The organism is Pseudomonas sp. (assembly GCF_050739655.1).
GTDB lineage: Bacteria > Pseudomonadota > Gammaproteobacteria > Pseudomonadales > Pseudomonadaceae > Aquipseudomonas.
Genome location: NZ_JBOIBY010000731.1, coordinates 1 through 5,490 on the forward strand (window position 1 = coordinate 1; position 5,490 = coordinate 5,490).

Genomic DNA, 5,490 nt, shown 5'->3' on the forward strand with positions numbered 1-5,490 from the left:
TGGTTCGCACCTCCAATTTCCCGGAAAAGCCCCGAGTGAACAACCTACAGAGAGATCACAGCTAGCTCGCGAAAGAGGCAAGAACGCCGCGGGGCGTCAGGTTTCCCGCGTTATCGTTAACGACCATCGCGAGCAAGCTCGCTCCTACAGGGTGAGCCCCAAACGTTCATGCCACTGGGCGATGGACTCTTCGGGATAACGAGACTGCGCCGCAGTGGCAGGAGCCTTCACGGTGCATAGGGGCCTCCAATGGCTTGTGAGATCAGGTTCAGCCTGGAGAATAGCTCCCGTGCTCCATGTAGGAACTGCCGCAGGCCGGGATCTTTTGACTCTGACTTTCTGAATTCAAAAGATCGCAGCCTGCGGCAGCTCTTGCACAAAACCACATTTCAGGGAGCTTATTGCGAGGGTTGATCCCCGTCGTTATGGCAACGCCAACAAATCGGCTCGAACATCTGAGTGGCGACCAGTCATATCCTTGTTTCTACTGCATAGTTTCAACGGCAACTGTTCGGCTATAAATGTCACCTCTTCAAAGGTCGTCTGATATTCAGGGATTTTTATCGTGTTGCAGTCCGTATTTGCCGCCGGACCTGAGTAATAAAGGGTGCCGAAGTGGGTCGGAGCCATAAAGCGCCAGTTGACGCTGTAGTTCCAGTTGGCGCCCAGGATAATGGTCGGTTCAGGCAGGCGGACCGGCGTTCTCTCTACCAGTTGTGCCGGGACCACCCAAGCGTTTTTCATTGAAGTGGCCGTTGGCCGTTCTTCAGCGGATTCAACACCGATGACGCACAGGTAATGCATGCCGGTGTCACGGCTTAGAGGTGCGTCAAGGACGGCATCTTTGGCATCGAGAATACCGCTGTAATATCGGGCAGACCTGCAGTCCGCGGCTTCTCGTACTGTCTTGAAACGGTAGTAGGCAGTGTTTAACGAGAACTGCGCGTTGATAACAGGATCCGGGCTGGTTGCATCTTCAGGCATGGCCAAATACTGGGTAGGCCAATATTCCAGGCTTGTCAGTTTGAAAGTGGTGTCGGATGTACACATGTTGGAGGTGTTGGTAAAGACGCCTCCCCTGAAGCAGCCCATTAAAGAATTGGCTGGATGTGCATAGTGCGTGTCGGGCGACCACGTGATATGTCCGTTCGTTACTTCACATGGCGCGTTTTCAAAGCATTGCGTGTCCGCCGTTGCACCGTAGGTGCTCGATGAGAGGACACTGAGAATTTTACCGCTTTGCCTGTCAAGTACGGGGCTTCCAGAGGAGCCGGCTCGTATTTCACGACAATCATTTTTCAATGTGTTGAGAAAGACCTGCTCGCCCTCAACCAAGGTTGCCCCAGTTGGCTCCTGAGTGCAGGCTGCCAAGCGCAAGCCGGGTTGCTCCAATTTATCGGGAGCACCGACAATCAGCACGTCGGAAGCGGGCTTCGACGATTCAGAAGCGAGAGCAAGCGGGGTGATGCCGTCCTTGATCAAGGCCGCCAGTGAAGTGTCCAACTCCATGATAGCCATGTCCGTCTGATGGAAATCCTTCCAGACAGTGTCCTTGATTGCGTAAGTTTTATGGCGGGTGGAAGTGTCGTTGAAATAATTGAATTTCACTGTGTCTTTTTCAGTGGGGGCCAAAGGCCGTCGGATCACGCCGGGCGCACAGTGTGCGGCGGTAAGCAAGTAAGCCGGGCCGACGGCTTGACTGTTTTCACTACGCGTATCTAGAAGACTGGCGGTACAAACGGAATCATCGTTCAGGAAAATCTTGCCAATACCATTCCAGTGTTTGTATTTATCATTTTTATTCTTCAGTAATACCGATTCTGACCCGTTGATGATTCCTTCTCCGAGGTCTGTGGCAAAACCGGGTGTTGATAAAATCAATGTGGTCGTTAATGCGTGCAAGGTTGTAAGTGATTTCTGCTTCATAACCATTCCTTGGTCGTTGTTTTAATATTCAAGTGTTGCATGCAGTGATGGGTGTTCATTGCAGGAGTGACAGTAATATTACAAAGCGTGTGCAGCAAGTTTAAAGGCAGGAAATGATTTTGAAATAATGTCGGTTTATTGCAAAGACATACGAGGTTGTATCCCATACATTGAAAGTGTTTAAGAGTATCAAGAGCGGATATACCACTAGCCCACTGGACGCCCATCGCTTGCCGGGTCAGCATGAGCGCCTCTAATCCCGGACCTGACGCGATGCGACGATTACCTTCCCTGGCAGCCCTGCGAACCTTCGAATGCGCCGCCCGTCACGCCCATTTCGGCCGGGCGGCGGCGGAGTTGTGCGTCACCGACAGCGCGGTCAGTCATCAGATTCGTCAGTTGGAAGAGCAGTTGGGCGTATCACTGTTTGTCCGTGAAGGTCGGCAGATCCGCCCGACAATGGCCGCTGGGCGCCTGATGCAAAGCTTGCAGCAGGCGTTCGAGCTGATCGGTGATGCCTGCGATGAATTGCGCGATCCGTCGTCCCTCGCGGTATTGCGGCTGGCGGTCACGGCGGAGCTGGCGCAAAAGTGGCTGATGAGCCGCCTCACGGATTTTTACGCGCGCTATCCGCACATCACTTTGCACCTCTACGAACAACCGATTGATGCCACTGCACCGGGCGAAGATATCGATTTGGCAATCACCTATGGCACCGGTCCCGTGGACAGCAGCGCTTACTTTGTGCGGCCACTGCCAGCGTTGCAGTTCTTCCCGGTGTGCAGCCCCGGACTGTTCAACCAGGGCACGTTAAAAACACCGAAGGATCTGGCCCGCCATTGTTTGTTGCACGACGATCAGGACGGCAAGACGTGGACCACCTGGCTCACCAGCCATGCCGGCGATCAACGTCCACAACGACAACTGTATTTTGCCCATGCAGGCCTGGCGTTGGAGGCGGCGGCGCAAGGGCAGGGCGTGGCCATGGGCGACAACCTGACGGCGCAGGAGGATTTGCTCAGTGGTCGGCTGGTGCGGCCGTTCAGCGCCAGCATGACGGCGTTGGGCCAATACGCATTGGTGTGCGAGCGGGTGCGCCTGGAGCGGCCGGCGGTGGCGCAAATGCTCGAATGGTTCAACGATCAATTGGTCGATTGATGAGTTGAATTCAAGTGTTCCGAAATAATCATCGTTGGCGGGAAGGGCTTGGGCGACTTTAGCCTGTGGTCATTCCAATCCCCGCTGATGAGGTTTGACCATGGCACGTTTGCTCGATTCCACCCCTAAACTCGACGGCTTCCGTTTGCCCGGCGAATTCGAAGCCAAGTCCGGTTGCTGGCTCGGCTGGCCGGAGCGCACCGATGTCTGGCGCAATGGCGCCAAGCCTGCGCAGAAAGTCTGGGTGCAGATCGTCACCGCCATTTCCATGAGTGAACCTGTCACGGTGTGCGCCTCCGCCGCACAATTCGCCACCGCTCGCCGCCAGTTGCCGCCGCAGGTGCGGGTGGTGGAAATGACCTGCAACGATACCTGGTTCCGCGACAGCGGCCCGTGCTTCGTGGTCAATGACCAGAGCGGTGAGGTGCGCGGTGTAGATTTTGAATTCAATGCCTACGGTGGCCTTGACGGTGGCTTGTACTACCCGTGGGACAAGGACGACCAGATCGCCAGCAAAATCCTGGAAATCGAACGTTTTGACCGCTATCGCGCACCGTTGATCGCCGAACTGGGCGGTATCCAGAGTGACGGCCAAGGCAGCATCCTCACCACCGAACAATGCCTGCTTAACCGTAATCGCAATCAGCACTTGGGCAAGGAGGAAGTGACCCGCCGCCTGACCGATTATCTGGGCGCCGAACAGGTGATCTGGCTGCCCCGAGGCTGCAAGTTCGACGAAACCGATGGTCACGTCGATGACCTTGCGTGTTTCGTACGCCCCGGCGAAGTGGTGCTGCAATGGACTGACAATCGCGATGACCCGCAGTGGGAAATCTATCAGGAGGCCTACGACATCCTGCGTAGCACCCGAGACAGCCGTGGTCGCGAGTTGATCGTGCACAAGCTGCCGCAACCGGACGTGCTGGAATGGACCGCCGAAGAAGCCGACGGCCTGGATCAGCAGGACAGCACCCACACCCGTCAGGCCGGCACGAAGATCTGCGCGTCCTACATCAACTATTACGCTGGCAACAGCTCAATCGTGGTGCCGTTGTTCGGTGATCGCAATGATCGCGTGGCATTGGCGACCCTCGCGGAGTTGTTCCCGCAGCACAACATCGTCGGTATTGAAAACTCCCGGGAAATCCTCCTCGGTGGCGGCAACGTCGCGTGCATCACCATGCCTCAGTACGCGGGCATTGCCTGCAACAAAAAGGGAGTGTGAATCATGGGCCTGCACAAACTGACCCAAGCGTTATTGCTGGTGCTTGCACCCCTGTGTGTGCAGGCCGCCGACACCGCCAAACCGGTGGTCAATCTGTACATCTGGGGCGAGTACCTGGCCCCGGATACGCTGAAGAATTTCGAGCGCAAAACCGGCATTCGTGTGGTGGCTGATCACTTCGATTCCCTGGAAACCGTCGAGACCAAATTGCTCACCGGCCGAAGCGGTTACGACTTGGTTTTGACAGCGGGGCAGCACTTGTCGCGTGCGATTCAGAGCGGCGCGGTCCAGACCGTCGACAAGCAGCAATTGCCGCATTTTGCCGGTGTCGGCGAGGAATTCCGCCAGCACATGGCGGTGTTCGATCCAGGCAATCGTTACGCCGGGATCTACGCGTGGGGCACCACCGGCGTGGGCTATCAGCAGGAAGCGGTCAAGCAGCACCTGCCCGATGCGCCCACGGACAGTTGGGCCATGTTGTTCGATCCGGCAGTGGTGTCGAAATTCGCCGATTGCGGGGTCAGCCTGCTCAACGATCCCAATGAAGTGTTCGCAGCGGTCATGAAATACATGGGCCTGGACATCAATCGCCAGAGCCTCGATGACCTCAAGCGCGCCGAGGCGCAACTGGCGAAGATCCGTCCCTACATCCGTTACTTCGATAACGACCTGAACATCAGTGATCTGGCCAACGGCAACACCTGTGTGGCCATGTCGTGGAACGGTAACGTCGCCATCGCCGCGGGCCAGGCCGAGGCGGCGGGCAAGCCGTTCAAGCTCGATTACCGGATTCCGAAGGAGGGCACATTGATCTGGCTCGATGCCATGGTCATTCCCAAGGATGCACCGCACCCTGAGGCTGGACTGGCCTTGATGGATTACCTGATGACCCCCGAGGTGATCGCGCCGATCACCGATACCATCCACTACGCCAATGCGATTACCGCCGCAGACTCGTTGATCGATCCGGCGATTCGCAATGATCCGGGGACCTATCCGCCGCAGGCCGTTCGTGCGTCGCTGTACAGCAAGAATGACAATGGCAAGGCATTCAACCGGGCATTGATACGGGCGTTCAGTCGATTGAAGTCGGGGTTGTGATCAGGCTGGTTATTGCATTGTTTGGGCTGACGCCATCGCGGGCAAGCCCGCTCCCACATGGATCACCTTGAACCTGTGGG

General features: G+C 56.5%; 4 protein-coding genes. 3 read left to right on the top strand and 1 reads right to left on the bottom strand.

What is annotated here, in order from left to right; all coding sequences use genetic code 11:
- Window positions 1–423 precede the first annotated feature (423 nt).
- Window positions 424–1,926 (bottom strand): trypsin-like serine peptidase, encoded by a 1,503-nt coding sequence (locus ACRESJ_RS34400; RefSeq protein WP_431761866.1) that lies wholly within the window; start codon window positions 1,924–1,926, stop codon window positions 424–426.
- Window positions 1,927–2,199: 273 nt separating this feature from the next.
- Here ACRESJ_RS34400 and ACRESJ_RS34405 point away from each other — a divergent pair, with 273 nt between their 5' ends.
- The 3 genes from ACRESJ_RS34405 (at window position 2,200) to ACRESJ_RS34415 (ending at window position 5,410) form a co-directional block, all read left to right on the top strand.
- Complete coding sequence (locus ACRESJ_RS34405) at window positions 2,200–3,084, top strand: LysR substrate-binding domain-containing protein (RefSeq protein ID WP_431761867.1); 885 nt, start codon at window positions 2,200–2,202, stop codon at window positions 3,082–3,084.
- A 100-nt stretch (window positions 3,085–3,184) separates the two neighbouring features.
- Window positions 3,185–4,309 carry an agmatine deiminase gene (gene aguA / locus ACRESJ_RS34410; protein WP_431761868.1) on the top strand — a complete coding sequence of 375 codons (1,125 nt, stop codon included), beginning with the start codon at window positions 3,185–3,187 and terminating at the stop codon, window positions 4,307–4,309.
- 3 nt (window positions 4,310–4,312) lie between these two features.
- Entirely contained in the window at window positions 4,313–5,410 is a 1,098-nt protein-coding gene (locus ACRESJ_RS34415) for an extracellular solute-binding protein (protein ID WP_431761869.1), read from the top strand.
- Window positions 5,411–5,490: the final 80 nt, after the last annotated feature.